Consider the following 24,721-nt stretch of genomic DNA (forward strand, 5'->3'; position numbering starts at 1 on the left):
CCTCAGACCTCCAGCAGCTCTCGCCGGGCCAGGGGCCGGGCGAAGAGTTCGGCGAGGTCTCCGGCCTGTTCGTAGCCGTGGGTCGGCGTGAACAGCAGTTCGATGGACCACTTGGTCGCGAGGCCTTCCGCCTCGAGCGGATTGGCGAGGCCGAGGCCGCAGACGGTGAGGTCGGGCCTTTCGGCCCTGCAGCGGTCCAGTTGCCGGTCGACGTCCGCGCCCTCGACGATCTGGGTTCCGGCCGGCAGCAGAGCGAGATCCGGCGCGAGCCAGCGGCCGTGCAGATAGGGCGTGCCGACCTCGATGATCTCCGCTCCGAGCTCGCGGGACAGGAACCGCGCCAGCGGCGGCTCCAGCTGGCTGTCGGGGAAGAACATGACCCGCTTGCCCTCGAGCCTCGCCGCATGGCGCGAGACGGCGACGCGGGCGCGGTTCTCCTTGAGCGCGGTGACCTCGCGCACCCTCTGGGGCGAGATCCCGAACGCCTCCGCGGCGGCCGACAGCCATGCGGTGGTGCCCTCGGCCCCGAAGGGGAAAGGAGCGACGACGCCGGAACACCCGCGGGCGTCCAGCGCCGTCGCAGTCGCGCCGAGGAACGGCTGGGCGAGGAGATATCTCGTCCGGGGGCCCAGCGCCGGCGCGGCGTCGGCGCGCCGCGCGGGCAGGAAGCGGACGTCAGGAATCCCCAATTCCGAGAAGAGCCGCGCGAACTGGTCCTCGACGATGTCGGGCAGCGCGCCGACCACGACGAGCTGCTCCGGGGCGTTGGCGGCCTGCTGCGGAGCGGCGGCCACCAGCGCCGACAGGCAGGCGTCCTCGCCCTCGGTGAAGGTCGTCTCGATGCCGCTGCCCGAATAGGCCAGCACCCGGACGTCCGGCGCGAGTCTTTGCGAGAGCCGCGTCGCAGCCTTCGCGAGGTCGAGCTTGATGACCTCGGAGGGGCAGGAGCCCACGAGGAACAGCGTCCGGATGTCCGGCCGACGCTCGAGCACCTGGCCGACCACCCGGTCGAGTTCGTCATGCATGTCGGCCATGCCGGCGAGATCACGCTCCTCCATGATGGCGGTGGCGAAGCGCGGCTCGGCGAAGATCATGACGCCGGCGGCAGACTGCAGGAGATGCGCGCAGGTGCGCGAACCGACCACGAGGAAGAACGCGTCCTGGATTTTTCGGTGCAGCCACACGATGCCGGTGAGCCCGCAGAACACCGCCCGCTGCCCGCGCTCGCTGCGGATTTTTGGGGCGTCGCAGCCCAAAGGAAGGGCGACCGGCGCGTTCATGGCGCGGCCTCGACAGTGAGGCGCGACGGTCCCATCCCCCTCTCCCGCATGGCGGGAGAGGGTACGGGTGAGGGGACGTCGGAGACGCTTGCGCCACGTCCCCTCATCCGACCTTCGCCTTCGGCTCGGCCACCTTCTCCCGCAGGCGGGAGAAGGGAAGACTCCAACCGCGCCGCCCTCAGCTTCAGCAGGAACTGCGTGGCGTTGATCGCGTAGGTCGCATAGGCCGCGAGCGCGATCGTCACCTGGACATGCGGATCAGCGCCGAGCGCGAGCGCTGCGAGATAGGCGGTGTGGAGCGCGATCACGCCCATCGACACCACGTCCTCCCAGAAGAACGCGGGGGCGAACAGCCAGCGGCCGAAGACGACCCGTTCCCAGATCGAGCCCGTGACCATGATCGCGTAGAGCAGCGCGGTCTTCAGGACGATCGACACGGTGGCGGCGAGGAACCCTTCGCCGGTGGCGAGGAAGCGCAGCACCAGCGCGAGAGAGATCACGAAGACGAGGAATTGCAGCGGCGCGAGCACGCCCTGGACGAGCGTCCAACGCGTCGCGTCGCGTCTCGCGCGCTCTTCGCTCGTGTAGAGCGGGCGGCGATCTGCAGTGAGGGCGCGCCTTGCCGGCATCTTCCAAAGTCCCTCGTGACTCTCGTCCGAGACAGACGGTGGAACGGCGCTAGCCAAGTGTCAAGAAAGTTGGACGTATAAAATAATTTACGCTTTTCGGCGCCGCAGCGCAGGATTCTGCTACCCCATTGCCTCTATTGAACGATCTACGGTTGTGCGTCGCCGCAGGCCGGTATTGGCCTGATGGCGCGCAATCGAAGTGCGAAATAGAGGGATTGACACCCCCTATCATCGGGAGGACGGTCGATTTAGCGCAGGCGAGACACATCGTCGCGCAAGGGGAGGGGCGCCGGTGGTGATCCTCGACGAGGCAGGAACGTCGTCCACCTGCGAGCAGGCGGTCGGAACCGAACGCGAACTTCGGGCCTTCGCCCGCGGCGCGCCCATCCAGCGAAGCGCGACCCTCGCGCGGGTCATCGAAGCCGACATCATACCCCGCCTTCTTCTCGCGCGCGGGCCTGTCGGACGCGCCTCTGCGCCCGCGAGCCTAGAGGTCGACGCGGAAGACATCGCGGGCTTTGCGGCGATGATGGTGGCGCTCGATCTCCGCAAGGCCGAACTCGTGGTCGCGCGCGCGCTCGAAAGCGGCGTCGCGATCGAGACGGTGTTGCTCGACCTGCTGGCTCCGACCGCCCAGCGGCTCGGCCAGATGTGGGTCGACGACGAACTCACCTTCACCGACGTCACCGTCGGCCTCTGCACGCTCCAGAACCTGCTGCGCAGCGTCACCTCGGGCGAGGCCGCCGACCCGCGCGCGCTCTTCGACGGCCGCATCCTGCTGTCCGCGACTCCGGGCGAGCAGCACACCTTCGGCGTGTTGATGCTGGAGACCATGTTCCGCCGCGCCGGCTGGGACACGGTCGGCCTGCCGCTGACGGATACGGACGAGATCTGCGCCATGGTCGGCCGGCGCGATTTCTCCGTCGTCGGCTTTTCGCTGTCGCGCGAAAGCGCGCTCGAGGACCTGGCGGGGCTGATCGCCCAGGTTCGAAGAGCGTCGCGCAATTCCAGCGTCGTCGTCATGGTCGGGGGACGCGTCTTCAACGATGAGCCGTCCCTGGTGAGGCGGGTCGGCGCGGACATCACCGCGCAGGACGGGAAGGGGGCTCTCGTTGCATCCCATTCCGCGGTGTGCTCAAGAATGCAGACCCATTGATGGGATTGATCCCCCAACGGATTGCGCCTCGCCATGCAGCCTCTGGTCGCCGAGGACCTGATCGCCGGATTCGCTAAGGTGGACGAATGGTTCGCCGGCCTTGAGCCGGCCGCGGCTGCGCGCATGGTGTCTTCCGCGGCCGACATCGCGCTGGTGCTCGACGGCGACGGCGTGGTGCGCGACGTCTCCTACACGGCGAACGACCCGGCCCCGCGCGACATGGAGGACTGGGTCGGCCGGCGCTGGACAGAGATCGTCACCATCGAGAGCCGGCCCAAGGTCGAGGCGCTGTTGAGGGACGCAGGTCCCGTCGGCCCGACGCGCGGCCGCGAGATCAACCTCACCAGCCCCGGCGAAACCTCGATGCCGGTGCGCTTCTCCGCGATGCTGCTGCCGAAGGACGGGCGCGTGCTTGCGCTCGGCCGGGACCTGCGCGCCGTCGCGAGCCTCCAGCAGAAGCTGGTCGAGACCCAGCTGATGCTGGACCGCGAATACAGCCGCATCCGCAACGCCGAGACGCGCTATCGGCTGCTGTTCCAGCTCTCGACCGAAGCCGTGCTGATCGTCGACGACGCGACCGAGCGCGTCGCGGAGGCGAATGCGGCGGCCGCCAAGATCATCGGCGATCCCTCCCAGCGCATCGTCGGGCGCTCGTTCCATGACCTGTTCGACGCGCGAAGCGCCGCGAACCTGCGCCGCCTGATCGCGACCGCCCGCACGCTCGGCCATGCCGACAGCCTGCGCATCGGCCTCGCGGGCGCGGCTTCCGAGCTGGTGGCTTCAGCCTCGGTGTTCCGCCAGGAGGCCGCCACCTATCTGCTCGTCCGCCTCGCGCCCGCGGCGGACGGCGCCGCGGCGGTCGAGGCCGGTCACCGCTCGCAGGCGCTCGACGCCGTGATGCGGATGCCCGACGGCTTCGTGGTGGTGGACGAACGCCAGCGCATTCTCGACGCCAACCCCGCCTTCCTCGCGCTGATCGAGCTCGTGTCGCTCGACGCGCTCAAGGGCGCTCGGCTCGACAGCTGGCTCGGGCGCCCGGGCGTCGAGGCGCAGCTCCTCATCGCAAACCTGCGCGAGCACGGCTCGCTGCGTGATTTCTCGACCATCCTGCGCGGCGAGTTCGGCAGCATCGAGCAGGTCGACGTGACTGGCGTGGCGGCCGGAAACGCCGGCGCGCCCTGCTACGGCCTCGTCATCCGTCCCGTGCGCCGCCGGCCCGCGACGCCGTCCTCAGCGGCTCCGGGCGAGGGGTTCCGCTCAGTCGAGCAGCTCACCGAGCTTGTCGGCCGCGTCTCGCTCAAGGAACTTGTGCGGGAGTCGACCGACCTCGTCGAAAAGCTCTGCATCGAGGCGGCGCTGAGGCGGACCGACGACAACCGGGCGTCCGCGGCGCAGATCTTGGGATTGAGCCGCCAGAGCCTCTATTCGAAGCTTCGTCGGCACGGCCTCGCGCGTGACGACGAGTCGCCCGACGACACCTGACAGTCGTCAACCAAAGTTGACGTTTGAATCGTCAAAAATATTGGACATGAGGTCGCGGCCCGCCTAGCCTTGGGCCATGTCCGCGCCAGCGCCCAGCGCCGTCCTGGAACTGCTGAAGCCCATCACTTGGTTCGCGCCGATGTGGGCCTTCGGCTGCGGGCTAGTGTCGTCCGGCGCGCCGCTCGCCGAGCGCTGGCCGCTCGTGGTGGCGGGCGTGCTGCTCGCAGGGCCTTTGGTCTGCGCGACGAGCCAGGCGGCCAACGACTGGTTCGACCGCCATGTCGACGCCATCAATGAGCCGAACCGGCCAATCCCGTCTGGACGCATTCCCGGCCGCTGGGGCCTCTGGATCGCGCTGATTTGGACCGCGCTCTCCGCGGCCCTTGGCGCGGCGCTTGGGCCGGCGGTGTTCGCCGCGGCGGTGGTCGGGCTCGCGCTCGCCTGGGCCTACAGCGCGCCGCCGTTGAGGCTGAAGCGGAACGGCTGGTGGGGCAACGCCGCGGTGGGGCTCTGCTACGAGGGCCTGCCCTGGTTCACGGGCGCGGCCGTCGTCTCGGCCGTCGCGCCCGACATGCGGGTCGTGACGCTCGCGCTGCTCTACAGCGCCGGCGCGCACGGCATCATGACGCTCAACGATTTCAAGGCGATCGAGGGTGACCGCGCGCTCGGCGTCCGTTCGCTGCCCGTCCAACTCGGCCCGGAACGCGCCGCTCGCCTCGCCTGCTGGGTGATGGCGCTGGCGCAGGTCGGGGTGATCGCGGCGCTCATCTGGTGGGGAGCGTCCCTCCATGCAGCGATCGTCGGCGCGCTGTTGCTCGCCCAGATCGCGCTGATGGCGCGGTTCCTGACGGATCCTCGTGGAAAGGCCGCCTGGTACAACGCGACCGGAACGACGCTCTACGTGCTCGGCATGCTGGCCGCGGCCTTCGCGCTCGCCGGAGGCGCGGGAACATGAGCGTGCGGGCGCAGCGTCTCCGCTCCCTCCCCCTTGCGGGGAGGGGAGAAAGGGAGCTCGGAGGATGAGCGGCTTCGGCTGGGTTCAGATTGTCCGGCTCGGCCTCGCGCAGACTGCGCTCGGAGCCGTGGTCGTGCTCACCACCTCGACGCTGAACCGCGTGATGGTAGTGGAGCTCGCGCTGCCCGCTCTCGTGCCGGGCCTTTTGGTCGCGCTCCACCATGCCTCGCAGATGCTCCGTCCGCGCTGGGGCTTTGGATCGGACCGAGGCGGGCGCCGCACGCCGTGGATCGTCGGCGGCATGGCGCTGCTGGCGCTCGGCGGCGTTCTGGCCGCGGTCGCGACCGCGCTGATGGCCGAGGATTTTTCCGCCGGCCTTGCGCTCGGCGTCGTCGCCTTCCTCGCCATCGGGATCGGCGTCGGGGCTTGCGGGACCAACCTGCTGGTCCTGCTCGCGACCCATGTCGGCAAGGGCCGCCGGGCCGCCGCCGCCACCATCGTCTGGACCATGATGATCGCGGGCTTCGTGATCACCGGCGCGGGCGCAGGCCGCTTCCTCGACCCGTTCTCGCCGGAGCGGCTGGTCGCAGTCTCCTGCGCGGTGTCGGGCCTCGCCTTTCTTGTGACGGTCGCGGCGGTGTGGCGGCTTGAGCCGGCGCGCTCGCCGGCGGCCGAACGCGCCGCGACGCGCGCCGCCGCGACGCCGTTCCGCGAGGCGCTGAAGACGATCTGGGCCGAGGACGAGGCGCGCCGCTTCACCTGGTTCGTGCTCGCCTCAATGCTCGCCTATTCGATGCAGGACCTGATCCTCGAGCCCTTCGCCGGTCTCGTCTTCGGCATGAGCGCGGGCGAGACCACGCGGCTGTCGGGCCTGCAGAATGCCGGCACGCTCGCAGGCATGATCGGCGTCGCGATGCTTTCGGGCGCGTTCGGCGAGACGCCGTCCGGCCTTCTGAAGCGCTGGATCATCGCCGGCTGCCTCGCATCCGCGCTTGCGTTGGCGGCGATCGCGACCGCGGGGCTCGGCGGATCGGAGGCCGCCATCCACCCAGCGGCCTTCGCGCTCGGCCTCGGCAACGGCGCCTTTGCGACAGCGGCCATCGGTTCGATGATGGGTCTCGCCGGCCGCGGCGACCCGGCGACCCGCGGCGCGCGGATGGGCCTCTGGGGCGCCGCTCAAGCGGTCGGCTTTGGGTTTGGTGGTCTGCTGGGCGCGCTCGCCGCCGATGTCGCGCGGTTCGCTATCGGATCGACGGCCGCGTCTTACGCGCTGGTGTTTCTCGGCGAGGCTGCGCTGTTCGCCGCGTGCGCGGTGTTCGCGCTGAGGCTCGGCGGGGCAAACGCGGGGATGAGCGAACTGTGTGCTTCGAGACAGCCCTTCGGGCCTCCTCAGCATGAGGGAGGGTGAGGATGCCAATCGGGCTGTTTCATCACGCTCAAGTCATGCCGATCGCAAACCTTCCTCATGCTGAGGAGCCTCGCATCCGCGAGGCGTCTCGAAGCACGCAGTTCGCTTGTGCAGTTCACCGGGAGGCGATCCGATGACCGAGGCCTTCGACGTCGTCGTGGTGGGAGGCGGCCCGTCCGGGTCGACCGCCGCCGCCGATCTCGCGCGGGCTGGCCGCCATGTCGCGCTCCTCGACCGGGCGGGACGGGTAAAACCCTGCGGCGGCGCGATCCCGCCGCGCACGCTCACCGACTTCGACATTCCCGAAAGCCTGCTGGTGGCCCGCGCCCGCTCGGCCCGGGTGATCGCGCCTTCGGGTCGCGGCGTCGACATGCCGATCGACGACGGGTTCGTGGGCATGGTGGATCGCGAGGTTTTCGACGAATGGCTGCGCGACCGTGCGTCCCGCGCCGGCGCGTCGAGGCTCACCGGGACCTTCATCGGCCTCGAGCGCGATCCGGACGGCGTGGCGGCTGTGCTGTGGCGGCCGAAGGGCTCCGACGAGACGCAGCGGCTGCGCGCGAGATGCGTGATCGGGGCTGACGGCGCCAACAGCCAGGTGGCGCGCGCGGCGCTCCCGGGCCAGAAGGCGCCCTTCGTCTTCGCCTATCACGAGATCGTCGAGGTCCCCGATCGCGCCGACGAGGTCTTCGACGGCCGCCGCTGCGACATCCATTATGACGGCCGCTTCTCGCCCGATTTCTATTCCTGGATCTTCCCGCATGGCGGGACGGCAAGCATCGGCACGGGAAGCGCCCAGAAAGGTTTTGCGCTTCGCGAATCCATCGCCGCGCTCCGGATCAAGATCGGGTTGGAGCACTGCCGCACGCTTCGCCGCGAAGGCGCGCCGCTGCCGCTGAAGCCTCTCAAGCGCTGGGACAATGGCCGCGACGTCGTGCTCATCGGCGACGCAGCGGGCGTCGTCGCGCCGGCGTCGGGCGAGGGCATCTGGTACGCGATGACCTGCGGGCGGATGGCCGCCGAGCAGGTCGACGTCTTCCTCGCCACCGGAGACGCGCGGGGGCTGTCGGGCTTGCGAAGACGCTTCCTGAAACAGCATGGCCGCGTGTTCTTCGCGCTCGGGATCCTGCAGCGCTTCTGGTACGCGAGCGACCGGCGGCGGGAACGGTTCGTGGCGCTCTGCGGCGACCCCGACATCAGCCGTCTGACTTGGCGCGCCTATCTCGATAAGGGCCTCGTGCGTTCAGACTTGCTGGCGCATCTGCGGATATTCTTCAAGGATCTCGCGCACCTTCTCGGAATTGTCTCGCCGTGGCGCCGCGCACCCGGAAGGCGCGCTTGAGCTTGTTTTGGCCGCTCATTTCTGCAAACGCCGGACGAGATCGACGAACTGCGCGACGCCCGCGACCGTCAGCGCCGCTAGGATAACGGTTTCTGGCCAACCGACCAACGCCGCCCGGAGCGCGATCATCAATGCGGCGCCTGCGAAAATAAAAGGTCCAAATTCCATCAAGGCCTCGCCTCCGCGGCTTCGCCTCAGCCAGCCTATCAACGCCGCTTCCAGAGCGAGCGCCGCCAAGGCCAAATCGGCGATGAGGCCGCTTGTCACAAAGGTTGACATCCATCTCCCTCATTCTTGATGCGCTGGGGGGACACCGTCGACCTCGACATCATGCTCGACAACCCACGATGGCGGTTTGGAGAGCTTCCGTCGCGCGTCTGCTTGTCAGCCCGAGCGCCGAGATAAGAATAGTGTTGGTCGCCTCAAAAGCAGGCAAAGCGGTCCTGCGCGCCGGCGTTCAGTCGATGGTGGTGTGGAGAGCCTAAGAGTCGGTCGCGACGGTGTTCAACGCCGCCACGCCTCCATGGGGCAGATGGCGACCGTGAACCTGATCGCCATCTGCCTGATATCCGGACTCGTGGCGCGCCTCACCAAGGACCACTTCGCCCGGCGCAAGGCGGGCAGGAACCCGCGGGTTGTCGCGAGCTCTATGCCGGAGCTGGAAAGTCAGATCGAAGGAGATCTGGAGCGGGACGGGTTGACGTCACCACGCCGGGCGGGCGCGCGGCGCGTGGGCCTCAGACCGGAGCCGCCGCAGTTTCGCGCGCAGGCTCCGGTCTGGCGAGCCTGAGCGCCAGCCAACCAGCAAGTCCTGCGGCCAGCGAGCCAAGCAGGATGCCGACCTTCACCTCGTTCTGGAGCGTCGGGTCGTCCGCGAAAGCCAGCAGCCCGATGAACAGGCTCATTGTGAAGCCGATGCCGCAGAGCAGCGAGACGCCGAGAAGCTGAGGCCAGCTCGCGCGCGCCGGAAGGTCCGCCCATCCCATCCGGATGACGAGCGCGGCGCTTCCGAAGACGCCGACGAGCTTGCCGAGGAGAAGGCCGAGCGCGACGCCGAGCGTCAGGTGGTTGGTCAGCGATTCCGCAGTCATGCCTGAAAAGGACACGCCCGCATTGGCGAAGCCAAAGATCGGGATGATGACGAAGGGCACGACGCGATGGAGCGCGTGCTCGAGCCGATGAAGCGGTGAATGATCGACGTCGTCGACCTTTCCCGGCGTCGGCCGAAGCGGGATGGTCAGCGCAAGCGCGACGCCTGCGAGGGTGGCGTGAACGCCCGACTTCAGCACCAGGAACCACAGGACCGCGCCAAGCAGCAAATAGGGCGTGAGGGACGTGACGCCCGCGCGGTTGAGGGCGACCAGCGCAACGACCGTCGCGCCGGCTCCGGCGAGATAAAGCCCCGAGAGGTCGGCGGTGTAGAACAGCGCGATGATGATGACCGCGCCAAGGTCGTCGATGATGGCGAGCGCGGTGAGAAAGACCTTGAGAGAGGTCGGCACGCGGTCGCCGAGCAGCGACAGCACGCCGAGCGCGAAGGCGATGTCGGTCGCGGCCGGAATCGCCCATCCGCGCAGCGTCGCCGGGTCGTTCCAATTGAGGCCTGCATAAATCAGCGCCGGCGCGACCATGCCGCCGAGCGCCGCGACGCCGGGCAGGACGCGGCGCGACCAGGTCGAGAGCTGGCCGTCGAGAACCTCGCGCTTGATCTCGAGCCCGACGAGCAGGAAGAACACGGCCATCAGGCCGTCATTGATCCAGTGCGAGACGCTCAACGGTCCGACGTAGGCCTTGAGCGCCGCTTCGTAGCCGGCGCCGAGAGGAGAGTTCGCGACGATCAGCGCCGCGGCCGCGGCCGCCATGAGCAGCAGCCCCCCGGACGCCTCGCTGTCGAGAAACGAACGGAACATGGAGAAGGGGCGGCGCGGCGGCGCAAGGGTCATCGGCTCTCCGGCTCTTGGGATCGTTCCAATAGCTAGGCTAGCGGCTCGGGCGTCAATTCACGCCGGGATCACGTCGACGTGGTTCAGTCTGGGGCGTTCGATATCTTCAGCTCGTGGCCGCACGCCTTGCAGAACACGGCGGCGGGCTCATCGCGGAGCAGCGCGCATTCCGGGCAGGCGAACGAAACCTTCCGCGGCCGCGAAGATCGCCTGCGCGAGCCGCACGAACGGCGAGATGCCGACGACCAGGGAGATGACGGAGGTGAGCCGTCCCCAGGGACCCGGCAACCAGCGTGGCGGTTCAAAGAACGCCCATGACCTTGCGTGGCGGACGGGGCTCGCAGTCTGGCCCGCCCCGCAGGAGATGCGGGCGATATGGCGTCGCGCTACGAGCCGCCAACCTCGAACGCAGGCGTATCTTTCGTTGTCTTTACCGTCCAAGACCCGCTCTGACGAAAAGAACTTGCAGACGCATAGGTGTCTTCCATGAACTGGAAGTAGACCAGTTTGCCGTCTCGAACCTTGGCCAGGATGGCGAACGGAGACGTAAAGACATGGCCGACCTCGACGGAGCGATAGGTGAACTTGCCGAAGATGGCGACATCCTCGCCCGATGCGATCTTGTCGGTGATCGAGAAGTCTTCGACGTGCCAGTAATTGGCGACCCGCAGGAAAGTGCTGCTGTAGGCCGACGGACCCGTCGCGGTGCCGGTCCATGGCTCGATCTTCTTCAGCTCCGGATTGTCGAAATTCAACGAGACATAGACGGCGTCCGGCGCGACAAGCCGGCTGGCCGCAGCTTCGACTTTATCGGGCGCGGTGTTCGACAGAAAATCTAGCGCCACAGCCAGAGACGCCGCCGACAGATCGTCGAAATTGGAGATCGTCATAGAAAATCGTCCTTTCGGCTCACAGAGTTCGCAGCGTCGAAAAGCCGGTCGCCAGCATGCGACGGCCGATTGAGAAAACAGATGCGCTAGAGACGGCCGTATCCGTCTGCGAGGATCGCCGTCCTCGCCGTCATTCTGGTCGCCGCCGCCCAGCGCTGCGGCCCCTTGAGGCCGCCCGCATGACGCCCTTGCGTCCGCAGAACAACATGGCGATGCGACGATCGTCGGAAAAGATTGGCCGTCGTGACGAAGCGTCCTATTTCCAGGACGATGCTTGATCTGAACGACTTTCAATATTTCGCCGCCGTCGTCGATCACGGAGGTTTTTCATCGGCGGGTCGCGCGCTCGGCGTTCAAAAATCGAAGCTCAGTCGCCGCGTTCTCTTGCTTGAGGAGCGTCTCGGCGTTCGCCTCCTCAACCGGTCGTCGCGCCGCTTTTCGGTGACGGAGGTCGGCCGCGAGTTCCATGAGCGCTGCGTTGCGATGCTGGTCCAAGCAGAAGCGGCCAAGCAGATTGTCGCCGAAGTGCGGGCGGAGCCGCGGGGCGTCGTTCGAATGAGCTGCCCGACAGGGCTCCTCTCGTTCCAGTTCGGCGAATTGATCGCGCGCTTCATGATGCGAAACCCCGCCGTCCAGGTGCAGTTGGAGAGTACGAACCGCCGCGTCGACGTCATCGCGGAAGGGCTGGATCTGGCGATCCGCGTGCGCTTTCCGCCGCTGGAGTCGACGGACCTGGTGATGCGGTGGCTCGATGAGAGCCGACAGTGTCTGGTGGCGGCGCGGACCTTGGTCAGCGACGCAACGATCTCGCCCAGCGACTTGCAGAACCTGCCGAGCCTCGACCAAGCCCGGCCATATCACGAGCATGCCTGGGAATTGCACCGGGCCGATGGCGAGGTGGCGACCATTCCTCATGCGCCGCGTCTCGTCACGGACGACATGTCGGTTCTTCGCAACGCCGCGATGGCGGGCGCCGGCGTCGTACAACTGCCGACTATCTTCGTCTGGGATGATATTCGCGCCGGACGACTTGCGCATGTACTGCCGGATTGGAGACCGAAACCGGGGATCGTCCACGCTGTTTTCCCCTCGCGCCGCGGATTGCTTCCATCGGTTCGAGCGCTTTTGGACTTCCTCGCTCAAGAATGCGTGATCCAGCGCGCGCAGGCCGACAGGTTCGTTCCTTCAATCGAGTGAGCCGCTTGTCTAAGCGGGCCTCAACGTGGCTCCTTTCTGCGTAACGACTTAGAGATTCCGAAGGCGGACGTGGTTCCCGACGATCGCGCCGCTGGTGCGCTGATCGGATGGCGATCGGAGCCGTCGGCTTGGCGACGTCGCTCAATTCTTGGTCGAGATGATTCAAACGTTCAAAACGCGCGACAAGCGTTCAAGACGGCGCTGATCGTCCCCGTCACGTTCCCCGCGAAGCAGCGGCGGCGTTCGCCGTCCATCCAGGGGAACGACATGACCATCACCGCCACGCCGACGCCCGGCTCAAAGCTGATCTCGCCGACCGACCACGCGCTGGTGCTCATCGACTTCCAGTCGCAGATGTCCTTCGCGACCAAGTCGATCGACGCCGTGACGCTGCGCAACAACGCCGCCCTCATCAGCCATGCGGCCAAGGGCTTCGGCGTGCCCACGATCCTGACCACGGTCGCCGAGAAGAGCTTCTCGGGTCCCATGTTCTCCGAGATCACCGACGCTTTCCCGGGCCAGAAGCTCATCGACCGCACCTCGATGAACACCTGGGAGGACGCCGCCGTCATCGACGAGGTCAACCGGATCGGCAAGACGCGGCTCGTGTTCGCGGGCCTCTGGACCTCCGTCTGCATCGTCGGCCCGACGCTCTCCGCGATCGACCAGGGTTTCGAGACCTACGTGATCGCCGACGCCTGCGGCGACGTTTCCGACGAGGCCCACGAGCGCGCCATGGACCGGATGATCCAGGCTGGCGTGCGTCCGATGACCTCGCTCCAGTACATCCTCGAGCTCCAGCGCGACTGGGCGCGCACCGAGACCTACGACTTCACCACCGGCGTCGCGAAAAAGTACGGCGGCGCCTACGGGCTCGGGATCGTCTACGCCAAGACCATGTTCGGCGCCTCCGAAGGCGGACACTGACGGTCCGGCCGGGCGAGCTCCCATGAAGATGTACCTGCTTTCGGCGGGCGCAGGCCTCCTGGTCGGCGTCGTCTACAGCCTGCTGCATGTGCGCTCGCCCGCGCCGCCGCTGGTGGCCCTGGTCGGCCTGCTCGGCATCCTGGTCGGCGAGCAGATCGTGCCCGTCGGCCAGAAGCTGATGGCGGGCCTGAGCCCTGCGGTCGCCTGGGCCGAGGCGAAGTGCGCGCCGCACCTGTTCGGCGCGCTGCCCGGACGGCACGCCCAACCGAAACCCGACCCGACCGAAGGAGCCGGCTCATGAGCCCGACGCGCCGCGACACGACCATCGGCGCGGCCGCGGCCGCGCTCGCCGCAGGCCTCGCCACGCGATCGCGGGCAGCCCCCGCCGAAGGAACGGACATGACCGACGCGACGACCGCCGACCTCATCCTCATCAACGGCCGCGTCACCACGCTCGACCGCAGCGCGCCGGAAGCGGAGGCCTTCGCCGTCAAGGACGGGCGCTTCCTCGCGGTCGGACGCGAAAGCGACGTCATGGCGCATCGCGGGCCTGAGACCAAGATCGTCGACCTCAAGGGCCGGCGCGTGCTGCCGGGCCTCATCGACAACCATCTGCATCTCATCCGCGGCGGGCTGAACTTCAACATGGAGCTGCGCTGGGACGGCGTGCCGTCGCTCAAGGACGCGATGGACATGCTGCGCGCGCAGGTCGCCATCACCCCGCCGCCGCAATGGGTGCGGGTCGTGGGCGGTTTCACCGAGAACCAGTTCGCTGAGAAGCGCCTGCCGACGATCGAGGAGCTCAACCAGGTCGCGCCCGAGACCCCGGTGTTCATCCTCCACCTCTATGACAGCGCGCTGCTGAACGGCGCGGCTCTGCGAGCGGTGGGCTTCGACCGGAACACGCCCAACCCGCCCGGCGGCGAGATCACCCGCGACGCCAAGGGCGAGCCGACGGGCCTGCTGATCGCCAAGCCCAACGCCACCATCCTCTACGCGACGCTCTCCAAGGGCCCGAAACTGCCCTTCGACTATCAGGTGAATTCGACGCGCCACTTCATGCGCGACCTGAATCGGCTCGGCCTCACCAGCGCGCTCGACGCCGGCGGCGGGTCGCAGAACTATCCGGACGACTATGCGGTCATCCAGAAGCTCGCCGACGAGGGCCAACTTACCGTGCGGTTGGCCTACAACCTCTTCACGCAGAAACCGAAAGAGGAAAAGGACGACTTCATCAACTGGGCCAAGATCTCGAAGTACAAGCAGGGCGACGACTATTTCCGCCACAACGGCGCGGGCGAGATGCTGGTCTTCTCCGCCGCCGACTTCGAGGATTTTCGTCAGCCTCGGCCCGACATGGGGCCAGAGATGGAGGATGACCTCGAGGGGGTGGTGCGAGTGCTGGCAGAGAACCGCTGGCCCTGGCGCATGCACGCGACCTATGAGGAGACGATCTCGCGCGCGCTCGACGTGTTCGAGAAGGTCGACCGCGAGATTCCGCTCAAGGGTCTCAACTGGTTCTTCGACCACGCCGAGACGATTTCGGAACGTTCGATCGACCGGGTCGCGGCGCTGGGCGGCGGCGTCGCCGTGCAGCACCGCATGGCCTATCAGGGCGAGTATTTCGTCGAGCGCTACGGCGCCGGCGCGGCCGAGGAGACGCCGCCTTTTGCGCGGATGCTCGACAAGGGCGTGAAGGTCTCGGCCGGCACCGACGCCACCCGCGTCGCCTCCTACAATCCGTGGGTTTCGCTTTCGTGGCTCGTCACCGGCCGCACGGTCGGCGGCCTTCAGCTCTATCCGTCCCGCTCGCGCCTCGACCGCGAGACGGCGCTCAGGATGTGGACCGAGAACGTCACGTGGTTCTCGAACGAAGAGGGCGCCAAGGGCCGCATCGCGCCCGGGATGCTCGCCGACTTCATTGTGCCGGACCGCGACTTCTTCTCCTGCGCGCCCGACGAGATCTCGTCCATCACTTCCGACCTGACGGTCGTCGGCGGCGAGGTGGTGTTCGCCAAGGCAGACTTCGAAAAACTCGACGAGACCGAGGTGCCGCCGGCGATGCCCGACTGGTCGCCGGTGCGCGCCTATGGCGGCTACGGGGCATGGAAGGCGGAAGCGAAGAAAGACTCGGCGCTCCGGCTCCAGGCCGTTGCCTGCGGCTGCGCCAACGCCTGCGGCGTGCACGGTCACGAGCATGCCCGCGCGGCTTCCGGAAAACTGCCCGTCTCCGATCTCAAGGCCTTCTGGGGCGCGCTGGGCTGCGCCTGTTGGGCCGTCTGACGTCATCCGATCCAAGGACAAATCCATGGCCTATGTCACCACGCAGGACGGCGTCGAGATCTTCTACAAGGACCTCGGACCCAAGGACGCGCAGCCGATCGTGTTCCACCACGGCTGGCCGCTCTCGTCGGACGATTGGGACGCGCAGGCGCTGTTCTTCCTCCAGCACGGCTACCGCGTCGTCGCCCATGACCGGCGCGGCCACGGCCGCTCGGCGCAAGGCTCGGAGGGCCACGACATGGACCACTACGCGGCCGACGCCGCGGCGGTGGCCGACCATCTCGACCTTCGGAACGCGGTCCACATCGGTCACTCGACCGGCGGCGGCGAGGTCGCCCGCTATGTCGCGAAGCACGGCGAGCCGAACGGCCGCGTCGCCAAGGCGGTGCTGGTCAGCGCCGTTCCGCCGCTGATGCTGAAGACCGAGAGCAATCCCGGCGGCCTGCCCATCGAGGTGTTCGACGGCTTCCGCTCAGGCCTCGCGGCCAACCGCGCGCAGTTCTTCCTCGACGTTCCGAGCGGTCCTTTCTACGGCTACAACCGGCCGGGCGCGAAGGTCGACCAGGGCGTGATCAACAACTGGTGGCGGCAGGGCATGATGGGCGGGGCCAAGGCCCACTATGACGGGATCAAGGCCTTCTCGGAGACCGACCAGACCGGGGATCTCAAGGCCATCACCGTGCCGACGCTGGTGCTGCACGGCGAGGACGACCAGATCGTTCCGATCGACGACAGCGCGAAGCTCTCGGCCCCGCTGCTGAAGAACGGCGAGCTCAAGACCTATCCGGGCTTCGGCCACGGCATGCTGACGGTCAACGCCGACGTGCTCAACGCCGACCTGCTGGCGTTCGTGAAGGGGTGACGATTCGAGGGGCGCTAGGCCTCCGCCTCCCTCCCCCTTGCGGGGAGGGTACGGGTGGGGGTGGTTCCGAAAGAGGCTGGCAGGATCGGCGTAGAGCTGCGTCGGCCTTCGCGCTCGATCCTGAGCCACCCCCACCCCTAACCCCTCCCCACAAGGGGGAGGGGGACTGCTCCGGCGCTCGACGTCGAAACCGCGTGAAAGCACCCGAATGACCGCGCCCGCCGCCCAGAACGCCTTCGCGCCGCTGCGCCGCCCTCTGTTCGCCGTCCTCTGGGGCGCGACGGTGGTCGGCAATGTCGGCTCCTTCATGCGTGACGTCGCGAGCGCATGGCTCGTCACGGACCTCGCCGCCTCGCCCGCGGCCGTCGCGCTGGTGCAGGCGGCGGCCACGCTGCCGATTTTCCTGCTCGCCATCCCCGCAGGCGTGCTCTCCGACATCCTCGATCGCCGAAAACTGCTCATCGCCATCCAGGTGCTGCTCGGGCTCACCAGCCTGACCCTCGCCATCCTCGCGGCTTCAGGCGGGCTCACTGTCTCCTCGCTCGTCGCGCTGACCTTTCTCGGCGGCGTCGGCGCGGCGCTGATGGGGCCGACATGGCAGTCCATCGTGCCCGAGCTCGTGCCGCGCGGAGAGCTTCGCGACGCCGTCGCGCTGAACTCGCTCGGCATCAACATCGCGCGCTCGATCGGGCCTGCGGCCGGCGGCATCCTGCTCGGCGTCGCCGGCGCCGCCACGACATATGGCGTCGACGTCGCGTCCTACCTGCTGGTGATCGCGGCGCTCGTCTGGTGGCCGCGGCCGAAGGCGGCCGACGACGTCCTCGCGGAGCGCTTCTCGGGCGCCTTCCGGGCCGGGCTGCGCTACGCCAAGGCGAGCCGCGAGCTCCACCGCGTGCTGTTCCACGCCGGTGTGTTCTTCGCCTGCGCGAGCGCGGTCTGGGCCTTGCTGCCGCTGGTCGCCCGCGGACTGCTCGGCGGGACCGCGAGCTTCTACGGCCTGCTGCTCGGCGCGGTCGGCCTCGGCGCGATCCTCGGGGCCCTCGTGATGCCCAAGCTGCGCGCGCGGCTCGGAACCGACGGCCTGCTGCTGTTCGCGGCGCTGGTCGCCGCCGTGGTGATGGCCGGCCTGTCCTTCGCGCCGCCCAAGCCGGTCGCGCTCGCAGCCCTCCTGCTGCTCGGCCTCGCGTGGATCGTCGCGCTGACGACGCTGAACGGCGCCGCGCAGGCGATCCTGCCCAACTGGGTGCGCGGCCGCGGGCTCGCCGTCTACCTTACGGTTTTCAACGGCGCGATGACGGGCGGCAGCCTCCTGTGGGGGCTGGTCGCCCACCATCTCGGCGTCGCGCCGACGCTGCTCGTCGCGGCCGCGTGCCTCGCGGCCGCGGGGCTCCTGCTGCGCCGCCGGGCTCTGCCGAAGGGCGAGACCGACCTCACGCCCTCGAACCACTGGCCGGAGCCCCTGACCGCCGCGCCCGTGGAGCACGACCGCGGGCCGGTGATGATCCAGATCGAGTACCGCGTGCGCCGGGACGACCGGGTCGGGTTTCTCGAGGCCATGGCCAGGCTCGCCGACGAGCGGCGCCGCGACGGCGCCTTCGCTTGCGGCGTGACCGAGGACGCCGAGGACCCCGAGAAGATCGTCGAGTGGTTCATGGTCGAGAGCTGGGCCGAGCACCTGCGTCAGCACAAGCGCGTCTCTCACGCCGACGCCGACCTGCAGCAGGCGACCCGCCGCTTCCATGTCGGGCCCGAAGCTCCGGTCGTGCGCCACCTGCTCGGGCTCGACCTGAAACCGGCCGCGCGCGACTGAGGGGCCGGATGCTCCGCGCAATCCAAGCGGCCGCCGCGGCCTCGATCTCCGTGGCGGCCATGAGCCCGGCGACTGCGGAGCCGCCATCCTTCTCCAACAACCGCGCCGACGAGGACTGGAGCGTGCTCGCCGATCCCGCCAACCGCACGGGGGCGGCTTGGGAGCGGTTCAAGTTCGTGCCGCTGGACGCCGCCGGCGAAAGCCGCCTGACGCTCGGGACGGACCTGCGCTTCAGGTTCGAGCGCTACTCCGACAATTTCGACAGCGCCAAGCCTGACGAGATCTACGGCTGGTCGCGGATTATGCCGTATGCGGACCTGCGTCTCGGGCCGACCCTGCGCGTCTTCGGCCAGATGCTTGGCGCATGGGCGGACCGCAGCGCGCTGACCGAGGGGCCGGTCGACGAGACGGGGGTCGAACTGCTGCAGGGTTTTGCGGAAGCGAGCGCGCCGCTTGGTTCCGGCGAACTCTCCATCCGCGGAGGCCGGCAGATGGTCGCCTATGGTTCCGAGCGCCTCATCGGCCTGCGCTTCGGGCCGAACGTGCCGCTCTCCTTCGACGGCGCGCGGGCGCGGCTCTCGGTCGGCGACTGGACCGTGGACGCCTTCGCCTACCGTCCGGTCGCCAACGAGCTTGGGAACTTCGACGATCGCTCGGACCGGAGCCGCAAGACTTTCGGCCTCTACGCGACCCGCGCCTTGCCGGAGATCGGCCCCAAGTCGGGCCTCGACCTCTACTGGATCGGCTATGAGCGTGACGATGCGCGCTTCGACAGCGGCGTCGCCGATGAGCGCCGCCATACGCTGGGGACGCGGTTCTTCGGCGCGCTCGGCGACTGGAGCTGGAACCACGAGGCGATGCTGCAGCTCGGGACCTTCGGCGGTGAGAGGATCCTGGCCTGGTCGGTGGCGACAGACACGCGCTACACCTTTTCCGCGGTCCCCCTTCGGCCGTTCGTCGAACTCAAGGCCAACGTCATCAGCGGCGACCGCGGGCCGGGCGGCCGCCTCGGCACGTTCAACGCGCTGTTCCCCAAGGGCAAATACTTTGGCGAGATCGGACTGATCGGCCCGGCCAACCTCGTGAACCTGCATCCGGTCATCGGGGTGTCGCTGGGGTCTGGTTGGTCGCTGACTGGCGCGGCCGTCTTCTACTGGCGGCAGTCGCTCGACGACGGCGTCTACGGCAATCCCGGAAACCTCATCCGACCCTCCGCAGGCAGCCGCGCGCGCTATGTGGGGACGCAGGGCGAGGTCGTTCTCGGGTGGGAGGCGACGACAAACGTCACGCTCGAGACGTCTTACGCCCTCTTCGAACCCGGCCGCTTCCTGAGCGAGACCGGGTCCGGCAAGACCGTCCACTTCGTGGGCGGAGAGATTCAGTTTCGTTACTGAAACCAAGGAAAAAGCGATGCACATCACGATCGAAAACGCGGCGAAGGCGATCGAAGAAGCCATCCGCAAGGCCCGCGAGATCGACACTTTCATGTGTATCGCGATCGTCGATTCCGGCGCGGACCTGAAGGCGTTCCATCGCATGGACGACGCCTGGGTCGGATCGATCGACATCGCGATCAAGAAGGCCAAGACCGCCGTCTTCTTCGGCATGCCGACCGGGGAGATCGGCAAGCTCTCGCAGCCGGGCAAGCCGCTCTACGGCATCGAGCATTCCAACCAGGGTCTGATCACCTTCCCCGGAGGTCTGCCGATCGTCGACAAGGACGGCGTCATGATCGGGGCGATCGGGGTCAGCGGCTCTTCGGTCGAGAACGACCATGCCGTCGCGACCGCGGGCGCGCAGGCGCTCGGCACGTGGGAACTGCCCGCCCATCCCTGGCGCACCTGATCAAAGCCGAGCGAGGCGGCTATTTCGCAGCCGCCTCGCTCGGCTCCGGCGTCGCCCACGGCGCCTTCGCGAGCCGCCGCACGAGGAACTCGATCAGCGCCGTCACCCGTGGCGGGCGCAGCGACCCGGGCGGGGTCACCACGTTGAGCGCGATCGGCGGCGGGCTCCAGTCGCACATCACCGCCTCCAGCCGCCCCGCCGCAATGTCCTGCCAGACGATAAACTCGGGCTGCACCGCGAGGCCGAGCCCCGCCATCAGGCTCGGCGTCAGCGCGTCGGCGTTGTTGGCGCGCATGGGTCCGGACGGCGTGGCGGTGGCCTCCTCGCCGTCCTCGCGCAGGAACCGCCAGCGGTCGCGCGAGGCCAGGTAGGAGTAGCCGAGGCATGCGTGGCCCGCGAGGTCGCGCGGATGAGACGGTCGGCCGGCCCGCTCGAAGTAGCCAGGCGTTCCGACCAGAACGCGCTTCACCCGACAGAGCCTCCGCACCTTGAGACGCGAGTCCGACAAGCTCGCGATCCGCAGCGCAAGGTCGAAGCCGCCATCGATGAGGTCGACGGTGTGGTCGCTGAGCTCCATGTCGACGGCCACGTCCGGATAGGCGGCGAAGAACTCCGGCAGCAGCGGCGCGACATGGGCGAGGCCGAACGACATCGGGGTCGCGAGCCGCACGACGCCCCGCGGCGAGGCGGACTGGGCGAGCGCTTGCGTCTCCGCCTCCTCGCCCGCGCCAAGGATTCGCTCGGCGTTCGGCACAGCGGCTCGCCCGGCCTCGGTCAGCGAAAGCCGCCGCGTGGTGCGGTGGAACAGCGGCGTCCCGATGCGCGCCTCCAGCCTGGCGACGGCCTTAGAGACCGTGGCCTTGGAGAGGTTGAGGTCCTCGGCCGCCCGGCCGAACGAACCACGGGCCGCGACGCGGGCGAAGATCGCCCAGGCCTCGAAGTCGGGAAGCGTCGCCATTGGTCAATTTCCGAAACAGTGATTTTCGATTGTTTCCGTTTAATATCTCAGCTCAGCGCGTACTTTCGTTCAAGCGAAATCGGCGTCCCCAGAGCGACGCCCCAACGAACGGAGTTCTCGCCATGAGCGGCGCAGCCCTTCACCACGTCACCGCGATCAGCGGACCGGCCCGCCGGAACGTCGGCTTCTACACCGGGGTTCTCGGGCTCCGCCTGGTCAAGAAGACCGTGAACTTCGACGATCCCGGCACCTACCATCTCTACTACGGCGACGCCGCGGGCCGCCCGGGATCCGTGCTGACCTTCTTCCCGTGGGACCATGTCGCCCCCGGCCGGATCGGCGTCGGCGAGACCTCGCAGACCTCGTTCCGCGTGCCCCGCGGCTCGATCGGCTGGTGGACGCAGCGCTTCGTCGAAGCCGCGGTCCCCCACGACAACCCGGTCATCCGCTTCGGCGAGACGGTGCTGGCGTTCAAGGATCCGGACGGGCTCTCGCTCGCGCTCGTCGGCGTGGACGGCGTCGAGGCTGAAGAGGCCTGGGAGGGCGGCTCGGTCCCGGCCGAGCACGCTATCCGCGGCTTCCACGGCGTCACGCTCCTGCTCGACAAGGCGGAGGCGACCGCCGCGGTTCTGACCAACGTGTTTGGTCACCGCGAGGTGGCGCGCGAGGACAACGTCGTCCGCTACGACGCTGGCGGCGAGGGGTACGGCCGCTTCGTCGACCTCCGCGAGGTCGGCGGCTTCCTCGGCGGTCGTCCCGGCGGCGGCAGCGTGCACCACATCGCTTTCCGCGCGGCCGACGACGCCGCGCAAGCCGCGATGGCGCGCAAGCTCGTCAGCGAGCATGGCCTCGCCGTCACGGAGCAGAAGGACCGCAACTACTTCCGGTCCGTCTACTTCCGCGAGCCCGGCGGGGTGCTGTTCGAGATCGCCACCGACGAGCCCGGCTTCGCCTTCGACGAGCCCGCGGAGCATCTGGGCGAGGCTCTGAAGCTGCCCCCGTTCCTCGAGGCCCTGCGCCCGCGGATCGAAGAGCGGCTGCCCGAACTCGCCTGACTTGAAGCTCCGCGCTCATCTGGGGCGCGGAGCCTTCCTTCCTCTCACTCAAGACACGATGGAGCGTCGCCATGAGCGCGCGTGAGCTTTCGTTCGTCCATGTGTTTCGCCCTGCGACCGTCGCGGGCCTGCCCCCCGTGCTTCTCCTTCACGGCACGGGCGGCGACGAGACCGACCTGATCGGCCTCGGGGCCGCGGTCGCGCCCGGCGCGGCGCTGTTGTCTCCTCGCGGCCAGGTTCTCGAAAACGGCATGCCGCGCTTCTTCCGGCGGCTCGCCGAGGGCGTGTTCGACGAGGACGACGTCCGCCGCCGGGCGGGCGACCTCGCCCGCTTCGTCGGGGAGGCGAGGGCCTCCTATGGAATCGGCGCTCCGGTCGCGCTCGGCTTCTCCAACGGCGCGAACATCGCGGCCGCCGTCCGCCTGCTGCATCCCGGCGCGCTCTCCGGCGCGATCCTGCTTCGAGGCATGGTCCCGCTCGACGGCCCCGTTGGGGGAAGCGTCCCGACGCCGGCCTTGCTGGTCTCCGGCGATCGGGACCCGATCGTCCCCGCGACGAACGCCTCGCAGCTCGCGAAGGTGCTTGGCGAGGCCGGCGGCCAGGTCGAGCACCGCATCCTGCCGACCGGACACGGCCTCACAAAGGTCGACGTCGAACTGGCGGCCGACTGGTACGAACGCTTGGCCACGCGTTCCGCCGAAGCCGTCGCGTCATGACGCGGCGGCCGACCTCGTGCGACTTCCGGCGTCGCGGCGGGCTCACCCCCGAGCAACGCCGGATCGCCTTCCAAGAGCTGGGCGTCAGCGGAGCGCCCAAACGCTCCGTCGCGGAGGTCGCGACGCTGTGCGGCCTCTCCCGGGGGCACTTCATCCGAGCGTTTCGCATGTCGGTCGGCGAAACTCCGTATCGCTGGTCGCGCCTGCTTCGCATCAAGGCGGCCCAGGCCGCGCTCCTGAACTCGGACGCGACCATCGCCGACATTGCGGCCCAGTGCGGCTTCTCGGACCAGAGCCATCTGACTCGGGTCTTCTCCGCCGAAGTCGGCGTGAGCCCTGCGGCTCTCAGGAGAACGCTGAGAACCCGACCGCCGGTCCCGGTCGTCGCCTCGTAAAGCGGCGCGTTCGACCGCGCCGCGCGAAGAAGGGCTGGCCGCCCGTATCGCGGCGGCGGATGTCGAGCGAAACGTCGCAGCCGGCGTCGCGGGAGAGGGGGGAGGCTGACTCCGGTCTCGCTCCCGAGGGGCGACCGCTCGGAGTGGGCGCGTGACAGATCTGATTGCGGCGACTGGCCGTTCAGGCCGCCGCCACCGCGTGCCAGCGCGCCAGGCCCGGCCAGATCCTCCTGATCGCCAGCGCGGCGACGATCGGCGCGGCGAGGACGCTGAGGGGCGTTCCCGAAAGCGGCTCCGCGATGATCAGCAGGCACACGAGCGCGACCGCGCGCCGCTCGGCGGGGGCGCAGCCGTCCTTCAGGAGAAACGCCAGCGCGACGCCGAGCGTCGTCAGGTCGTAGACATAGGCGTAGGGCGAGGCCGCCACGCAGCCCGCCGCGAGCAAGGCGCGCTTGGGGCCGTCGGCGCCCGGCCGCCGCCAGGCCGACCAGACGAGCGCCGCGAGTGTCGCCATGACGGCGCCTTGCACCATCCAGGCTGACCAATAGCCGAGGCCGAGCCAGCGGGAGACGCCGAACGGGCTGACGAGCTCGGCGAAGTTCGCCCAGCCCATCTCCAGAACGGCGTGGTTGGTGAGCTTTGTCGAGGCGAGGAAGGCCGGCCAGACCTCGGCCCCGAACGCGAGCGTCGCGGCGCCCGCCGCGGCGAGCGCGGTGGCGGCGGCGGAGGCGATGGCGCGCCAGTGTCCACAGGCGAGCAGCGCGATCGGGATCAGCGCTCCGAACTGCGGCTTGTAGGTGAGAAGCCCGATCAGGATCCCTGCGGCGACCGGCCGCCGGTCGAGCAGCGCCAGGCCTGCGCCCAGAAGCCCTGCGGTCAAAAATCCGTTCTGGCCGAAGGCGACGTTCATCGCGACGGCGGGGAAGGCGAGGGCGATCAGCACGGCGTCCCAGCGCCTGCAGATCAGGCGGATCGCGGCCGCGTAGATCGGCAGCGTCACGGCCGTCCAGACGAGCTGCGAGGCGACGTAGGGCAGCAGCGACAGCGGCGCGGCCACCAGCAGGAACATCGGAGGGTAGTGCCAGCCGAAATAGCCCTCGAAGTCGTGGCCGACGGCGAGAACCTCATAGGCGCGGTGCGCCGCCCAGTCGTAGACGTCCGCGGCCCGGCCCTCGATCGCCATCCGTCCGGCGGCCCAGACGTTTACGAAGTCGGCCTGCAGCGGCCGTCCTTCCGCGTCGAGCAGCCATTGTCCGAAGAGCGGCCCTGTCGAAAAGAAAACCGCATAGAGCGCGAAAAAGGCGAACGCGGCTCGGATCGCGAGCGCGCGGTCGTCCGGGGCGGGCGCGGAAGTGGCGGTCATGAGGCGGCGACAGAGGGCGTTCCGGGTCCGCGATGGTGGCGTCTTTTCGCTTAAGGAGAGGTTCCCGAAACAGGCCGCGGCGCTTTCGGGCTTGTCTCCCGGCCAGAACCCGCCTAGAGGAGCGGCGCTTTAAAGCCGAACAGAGATCGCGACGCAGGAACTCAGTCGATGGCCAAGGAAAAGTTTTCGCGGACGAAGCCGCACTGCAACATCGGAACGATTGGT

The 24,721-nt window shown here is 68.6% G+C and carries 22 protein-coding genes and 2 pseudogenes; 16 read left to right on the forward strand and 8 right to left on the reverse strand.

Annotated features, from left to right (window positions below; genetic code table 11):
- Window positions 1-2: 2 nt before the first annotated feature.
- Both ACFOWB_RS09160 and bchF read right to left on the reverse strand, forming a co-directional pair.
- Window positions 3-1,280, reverse strand: coding sequence for a ferredoxin:protochlorophyllide reductase (ATP-dependent) subunit N (locus ACFOWB_RS09160; protein ID WP_261403656.1), 1,278 nt, complete (start codon window positions 1,278-1,280; stop codon window positions 3-5).
- Window positions 1,281-1,435: 155 nt separating this feature from the next.
- Window positions 1,436-1,909, reverse strand: a pseudogene (bchF, locus tag ACFOWB_RS09165) (2-vinyl bacteriochlorophyllide hydratase); the annotation flags it as partial.
- A 292-nt stretch (window positions 1,910-2,201) separates the two neighbouring features.
- Here bchF and ACFOWB_RS09170 point away from each other — a divergent pair.
- From ACFOWB_RS09170 to ACFOWB_RS09190, 5 genes are all read left to right on the forward strand, one after another.
- Complete coding sequence (locus tag ACFOWB_RS09170; protein ID WP_378146860.1) at window positions 2,202-3,065, forward strand: cobalamin B12-binding domain-containing protein; 864 nt, start codon at window positions 2,202-2,204, stop codon at window positions 3,063-3,065.
- Between the two features lie 33 nt (window positions 3,066-3,098).
- On the forward strand, window positions 3,099-4,547 hold the full coding sequence (ppsR, locus tag ACFOWB_RS09175) for a transcriptional regulator PpsR (protein WP_261403654.1): 1,449 nt from the start codon (window positions 3,099-3,101) through the stop codon (window positions 4,545-4,547).
- 76 nt (window positions 4,548-4,623) lie between these two features.
- The gene (chlG, locus tag ACFOWB_RS09180) at window positions 4,624-5,502 is read left to right on the forward strand and encodes a chlorophyll synthase ChlG (protein ID WP_261403653.1); all 879 of its coding nucleotides are present in this window, start codon (window positions 4,624-4,626) and stop codon (window positions 5,500-5,502) included.
- Between the two features lie 64 nt (window positions 5,503-5,566).
- Complete coding sequence (locus tag ACFOWB_RS09185; protein ID WP_261403652.1) at window positions 5,567-6,910, forward strand: BCD family MFS transporter; 1,344 nt, start codon at window positions 5,567-5,569, stop codon at window positions 6,908-6,910.
- 133 nt (window positions 6,911-7,043) lie between these two features.
- Complete coding sequence (locus ACFOWB_RS09190) at window positions 7,044-8,252, forward strand: geranylgeranyl diphosphate reductase (protein WP_261403651.1); 1,209 nt, start codon at window positions 7,044-7,046, stop codon at window positions 8,250-8,252.
- A gap of 15 nt (window positions 8,253-8,267) precedes the next feature.
- On the opposite strand, the gene ACFOWB_RS09195 is transcribed toward ACFOWB_RS09190, so the two are convergent.
- From ACFOWB_RS09195 to ACFOWB_RS09210, 4 genes and pseudogenes are all read right to left on the reverse strand, one after another.
- The gene (locus ACFOWB_RS09195) at window positions 8,268-8,531 is read right to left on the reverse strand and encodes a hypothetical protein (RefSeq protein ID WP_261403650.1); all 264 of its coding nucleotides are present in this window, start codon (window positions 8,529-8,531) and stop codon (window positions 8,268-8,270) included.
- A gap of 458 nt (window positions 8,532-8,989) precedes the next feature.
- Window positions 8,990-10,195 carry a Na+/H+ antiporter NhaA gene (gene nhaA, locus ACFOWB_RS09200; protein ID WP_378146865.1) on the reverse strand — a complete coding sequence of 402 codons (1,206 nt, stop codon included), beginning with the start codon at window positions 10,193-10,195 and terminating at the stop codon, window positions 8,990-8,992.
- Between the two features lie 83 nt (window positions 10,196-10,278).
- Window positions 10,279-10,483, reverse strand: a pseudogene (locus ACFOWB_RS09205) (ion transporter); the annotation flags it as partial.
- 98 nt (window positions 10,484-10,581) lie between these two features.
- On the reverse strand, window positions 10,582-11,085 hold the full coding sequence (locus ACFOWB_RS09210; protein WP_261403649.1) for a nuclear transport factor 2 family protein: 504 nt from the start codon (window positions 11,083-11,085) through the stop codon (window positions 10,582-10,584).
- 270 nt (window positions 11,086-11,355) lie between these two features.
- On the opposite strand from ACFOWB_RS09210, the gene ACFOWB_RS09215 reads away from it, so the two are divergent.
- The 8 genes from ACFOWB_RS09215 (at window position 11,356) to ACFOWB_RS09250 (ending at window position 20,009) form a co-directional block, all read left to right on the forward strand.
- Window positions 11,356-12,282, forward strand: coding sequence for a LysR substrate-binding domain-containing protein (locus ACFOWB_RS09215; protein WP_261403648.1), 927 nt, complete (start codon window positions 11,356-11,358; stop codon window positions 12,280-12,282).
- A 273-nt stretch (window positions 12,283-12,555) separates the two neighbouring features.
- A complete protein-coding gene (locus tag ACFOWB_RS09220) occupies window positions 12,556-13,209 on the forward strand; it encodes a hydrolase (protein WP_378146915.1) in 654 nt (217 codons plus the stop codon).
- A 22-nt stretch (window positions 13,210-13,231) separates the two neighbouring features.
- Window positions 13,232-13,510 (forward strand): XapX domain-containing protein, encoded by a 279-nt coding sequence (locus tag ACFOWB_RS09225; RefSeq protein ID WP_315855123.1) that lies wholly within the window; start codon window positions 13,232-13,234, stop codon window positions 13,508-13,510.
- 98 nt (window positions 13,511-13,608) lie between these two features.
- A complete protein-coding gene (locus tag ACFOWB_RS09230) occupies window positions 13,609-15,492 on the forward strand; it encodes an amidohydrolase (RefSeq protein ID WP_261405885.1) in 1,884 nt (627 codons plus the stop codon).
- Between the two features lie 25 nt (window positions 15,493-15,517).
- Window positions 15,518-16,354: an alpha/beta fold hydrolase gene (locus ACFOWB_RS09235; protein ID WP_261403647.1), complete on the forward strand. Its 837-nt coding sequence runs from the start codon at window positions 15,518-15,520 to the stop codon at window positions 16,352-16,354.
- A 208-nt stretch (window positions 16,355-16,562) separates the two neighbouring features.
- Window positions 16,563-18,164, forward strand: a complete 1,602-nt coding sequence (locus ACFOWB_RS09240) for an MFS transporter (RefSeq protein ID WP_378146868.1) — start codon at window positions 16,563-16,565, stop codon at window positions 18,162-18,164.
- Between the two features lie 8 nt (window positions 18,165-18,172).
- Window positions 18,173-19,558 (forward strand): alginate export family protein, encoded by a 1,386-nt coding sequence (locus tag ACFOWB_RS09245; RefSeq protein ID WP_378146870.1) that lies wholly within the window; start codon window positions 18,173-18,175, stop codon window positions 19,556-19,558.
- Between the two features lie 16 nt (window positions 19,559-19,574).
- The gene (locus tag ACFOWB_RS09250; protein ID WP_261403646.1) at window positions 19,575-20,009 is read left to right on the forward strand and encodes a GlcG/HbpS family heme-binding protein; all 435 of its coding nucleotides are present in this window, start codon (window positions 19,575-19,577) and stop codon (window positions 20,007-20,009) included.
- A 19-nt stretch (window positions 20,010-20,028) separates the two neighbouring features.
- On the opposite strand, the gene ACFOWB_RS09255 is transcribed toward ACFOWB_RS09250, so the two are convergent.
- Window positions 20,029-20,967 (reverse strand): LysR family transcriptional regulator, encoded by a 939-nt coding sequence (locus ACFOWB_RS09255; RefSeq protein ID WP_261403645.1) that lies wholly within the window; start codon window positions 20,965-20,967, stop codon window positions 20,029-20,031.
- A 122-nt stretch (window positions 20,968-21,089) separates the two neighbouring features.
- On the opposite strand from ACFOWB_RS09255, the gene ACFOWB_RS09260 reads away from it, so the two are divergent.
- From ACFOWB_RS09260 to ACFOWB_RS09270, 3 genes are all read left to right on the forward strand, one after another.
- Window positions 21,090-22,022: a ring-cleaving dioxygenase gene (locus tag ACFOWB_RS09260; protein ID WP_261403644.1), complete on the forward strand. Its 933-nt coding sequence runs from the start codon at window positions 21,090-21,092 to the stop codon at window positions 22,020-22,022.
- Window positions 22,023-22,093: 71 nt separating this feature from the next.
- Window positions 22,094-22,738: an alpha/beta hydrolase gene (locus tag ACFOWB_RS09265; RefSeq protein WP_261403643.1), complete on the forward strand. Its 645-nt coding sequence runs from the start codon at window positions 22,094-22,096 to the stop codon at window positions 22,736-22,738.
- On the forward strand, window positions 22,735-23,133 hold the full coding sequence (locus ACFOWB_RS09270) for a helix-turn-helix domain-containing protein (protein ID WP_261403642.1): 399 nt from the start codon (window positions 22,735-22,737) through the stop codon (window positions 23,131-23,133). Before ACFOWB_RS09265 ends, ACFOWB_RS09270 begins: the two co-directional genes overlap by 4 nt.
- A 181-nt stretch (window positions 23,134-23,314) precedes the next feature.
- Here the strand turns inward: ACFOWB_RS09270 and ACFOWB_RS09275 are convergent, their stop codons facing one another.
- Entirely contained in the window at window positions 23,315-24,496 is a 1,182-nt protein-coding gene (locus ACFOWB_RS09275; RefSeq protein ID WP_378146874.1) for a glycosyltransferase family 87 protein, read from the reverse strand.
- Window positions 24,497-24,721 lie beyond the last annotated feature (225 nt).

Source organism: Chenggangzhangella methanolivorans (assembly GCF_042648545.1).
GTDB classification, from domain to species: domain Bacteria; phylum Pseudomonadota; class Alphaproteobacteria; order Rhizobiales; family Methylopilaceae; genus Methylopila; species Methylopila methanolivorans.

Coding starts and splice junctions, on each gene's coding strand:
- ACFOWB_RS09230 (WP_261405885.1), top strand. CDS start 13,609: ATGACCGACGCGACGACCGCCGACCTCATCCTCATCAACGGCCGCGTC.
- ACFOWB_RS09210 (WP_261403649.1), bottom strand. CDS start 11,085: ATGACGATCTCCAATTTCGACGATCTGTCGGCGGCGTCTCTGGCTGTG.
- ACFOWB_RS09235 (WP_261403647.1), top strand. CDS start 15,518: ATGGCCTATGTCACCACGCAGGACGGCGTCGAGATCTTCTACAAGGAC.
- ACFOWB_RS09245 (WP_378146870.1), top strand. CDS start 18,173: ATGCTCCGCGCAATCCAAGCGGCCGCCGCGGCCTCGATCTCCGTGGCG.
- ACFOWB_RS09265 (WP_261403643.1), top strand. CDS start 22,094: ATGAGCGCGCGTGAGCTTTCGTTCGTCCATGTGTTTCGCCCTGCGACC.
- chlG (WP_261403653.1), top strand. CDS start 4,624: ATGTCCGCGCCAGCGCCCAGCGCCGTCCTGGAACTGCTGAAGCCCATC.
- ACFOWB_RS09185 (WP_261403652.1), top strand. CDS start 5,567: ATGAGCGGCTTCGGCTGGGTTCAGATTGTCCGGCTCGGCCTCGCGCAG.
- ACFOWB_RS09255 (WP_261403645.1), bottom strand. CDS start 20,967: ATGGCGACGCTTCCCGACTTCGAGGCCTGGGCGATCTTCGCCCGCGTC.
- ACFOWB_RS09195 (WP_261403650.1), bottom strand. CDS start 8,531: ATGTCAACCTTTGTGACAAGCGGCCTCATCGCCGATTTGGCCTTGGCG.
- ACFOWB_RS09250 (WP_261403646.1), top strand. CDS start 19,575: ATGCACATCACGATCGAAAACGCGGCGAAGGCGATCGAAGAAGCCATC.
- ACFOWB_RS09160 (WP_261403656.1), bottom strand. CDS start 1,280: ATGAACGCGCCGGTCGCCCTTCCTTTGGGCTGCGACGCCCCAAAAATC.
- ACFOWB_RS09260 (WP_261403644.1), top strand. CDS start 21,090: ATGAGCGGCGCAGCCCTTCACCACGTCACCGCGATCAGCGGACCGGCC.
- ACFOWB_RS09190 (WP_261403651.1), top strand. CDS start 7,044: ATGACCGAGGCCTTCGACGTCGTCGTGGTGGGAGGCGGCCCGTCCGGG.
- ACFOWB_RS09225 (WP_315855123.1), top strand. CDS start 13,232: ATGAAGATGTACCTGCTTTCGGCGGGCGCAGGCCTCCTGGTCGGCGTC.
- ACFOWB_RS09215 (WP_261403648.1), top strand. CDS start 11,356: ATGCTTGATCTGAACGACTTTCAATATTTCGCCGCCGTCGTCGATCAC.
- ACFOWB_RS09275 (WP_378146874.1), bottom strand. CDS start 24,496: ATGACCGCCACTTCCGCGCCCGCCCCGGACGACCGCGCGCTCGCGATC.
- ACFOWB_RS09240 (WP_378146868.1), top strand. CDS start 16,563: ATGACCGCGCCCGCCGCCCAGAACGCCTTCGCGCCGCTGCGCCGCCCT.
- nhaA (WP_378146865.1), bottom strand. CDS start 10,195: ATGACCCTTGCGCCGCCGCGCCGCCCCTTCTCCATGTTCCGTTCGTTT.
- ACFOWB_RS09270 (WP_261403642.1), top strand. CDS start 22,735: ATGACGCGGCGGCCGACCTCGTGCGACTTCCGGCGTCGCGGCGGGCTC.
- ppsR (WP_261403654.1), top strand. CDS start 3,099: ATGCAGCCTCTGGTCGCCGAGGACCTGATCGCCGGATTCGCTAAGGTG.